Origin of the sequence: Flavobacterium fluviatile (assembly GCF_010645065.1) — a bacterium.
Classification (GTDB): Bacteria; Bacteroidota; Bacteroidia; order Flavobacteriales; family Flavobacteriaceae; genus Flavobacterium; species Flavobacterium fluviatile.
In genome coordinates this window covers 1-1,835 of sequence record NZ_JAADZW010000064.1, presented here as the reverse complement: position 1 = coordinate 1,835, position 1,835 = coordinate 1, and the positions used below count along the sequence as shown (strand labels likewise).

At 27.6% G+C, this 1,835-nt stretch carries 2 protein-coding genes; both read left to right on the top strand.

All coding sequences use genetic code 11. From position 1 onward, the window contains the following. Positions 1-118 precede the first annotated feature (118 nt). The gene (locus tag GXM17_RS21230; protein WP_163401515.1) at positions 119-577 is read left to right on the top strand and encodes a hypothetical protein; all 459 of its coding nucleotides are present in this window, start codon (positions 119-121) and stop codon (positions 575-577) included. Positions 578-753: 176 nt separating this feature from the next. Then, entirely contained in the window at positions 754-1,542 is a 789-nt protein-coding gene (locus GXM17_RS21225; protein ID WP_163401514.1) for a hypothetical protein, read from the top strand. The last annotated feature ends 293 nt before the right edge of the window (positions 1,543-1,835 follow it).

Below are 1,835 nucleotides of genomic sequence, written 5' to 3'. Positions count from 1 at the left end.
TTTTTAATTCCTATTTTCGTTTAGCCGAAAAGACTCTGTTTCATAGGTTGCAAACAGCTAGAGGCGCAGGAACGTTAGGTAGCATAGTCCTAAAAATCGTGGAATTCAAGAAAATTAAATGAAAAACATTACAATAATTTTAATGCTTATTATCTGTTCAATTTCTAGAGGACAAAATAAAACCGAAGACATACTTGTTGACAGCAATGGAAAAGTAATTTCTAAATCTAAAATAAAAAACACTGAAAAAATATCGTCTGAAAAGACAATCGAAATGTTTTATAAATACCAAAATAATATTGAAAAATTGAGCCCGTTAATTAGTTTTAGATTTTATCAAAAAACTCCATATTACAAGTTCAAAGAAATTCTAAAAGAAAAAAATAAGTCTTGTGGAAAACTTATTGAAAAAACTTTGATGAAAAGTGAAACTTCCACAGACAAAAAATCAATTGGATATGCTTATAAAGTAACATATCAAAACATAAAAACTGTTGAAGAAATTGTTCTAATAAAAGAATCCGAAAATGACAATTTTCAAGTTTACATTTATAATATAAAAAAAGCGAAAAACTGAAATAAGAACGTATAAAACTACGCTACCTAACACACGTCTTGCGCCATTTGCGAATTTAGTGGAATTACCGTTTTTTAATCGTATTTTCGTTCAGCCGAAAATACTCGTCTTCGTAAGTCGCAAACCGCGCAAGGCGCGAGAACGTTATGTGATATACTGCAAAAAATGACGCACAAATGAAAGAATTATTAGACAACAAAGATTTAATCGAAATATTTGCAGGAATTGGAACTTTTCTTTCAGCTTTAGTTGCTCTTTATACTTTGTTCGAAGTAAAAAAACAAAGAAAATCAACTTACAAACCAGAATTATTTTTGGACAGTTTCTATTTTGATTTAGTAACAAATCCATTCTTTGTAAAAAAAGAAAAAATGATGCACTTTAAAAATAGGGATAAAGGGGAAAAAGCAAATAAAAAAAAGAAAGAAAATAAAAGTCATATTTATGTAAAATATAAATTAGAAAATTTAGGTTTTGGATTTGGAAAATTAATTGAATGTAAATGGGAGTTTGATTATAATAAAGCAATTAAAGAATTAAAAAAGATTGCGCCAGAAGAAATTATTTGGGATAAAATATTGGAATATACTTCCATTCAGCGAAATGATGGTTTTTATGATTCATTTAACTACAAAGATTTAGAAGTTCAAAAAATTGATTTTATAGCTCCACATAATATAAATAACGAAGAAAAAAAAGAAACATTTCCCCATTCAATAATTAAAATTTACGTTTATTACCTTATTTTCAAATATGAACTTGACGTAATTGAAGCTAAAAATTTTCATCACGAAGAATTCAAATCTTTACCGCAAATAAAACTGAAGTTATCTTATAAAGACTTGAATGGAGGAATTTACAGAAAAACTTTAAAAATAAAGCTAAATGCTTTCTCTTATCAAATTGAAGATATTATGGACTGTAAAAAAGATATTTGTACATTTTCGGTCAATGTGTACGAATAAGTACATCACATAACAGCCGTTAAACGAGATTTGGGCATTTGGCTAAATTTAAAAATGGTTTTGTACTTGTAAAATTTGTGTTTAACCGAAAAACCTCGCATCTTTAATCCCAAACCTCGTGTAGCGCCAGAACGTTACTGGAGACTTGTAAAAATTACGCAGAAAAAAACGCTGAAAAGACAAAGATTTGTTTCCGCAGAAAGTATAAAAAATTGAAAAGCTTGATAATAAAAACTAATAAAAGATGAAAAAATGCACTTACTTTTAATTATTCTACCTTTAATATTTCAAAT

What these genes read in the sequence shown, in the direction of transcription:
- GXM17_RS21225 (WP_163401514.1), top strand. Translation starts at nt 754, where the DNA reads ATGAAAGAATTATTAGACAACAAAGATTTAATCGAAATATTTGCAGGA.
- GXM17_RS21230 (WP_163401515.1), top strand. Translation starts at nt 119, where the DNA reads ATGAAAAACATTACAATAATTTTAATGCTTATTATCTGTTCAATTTCT.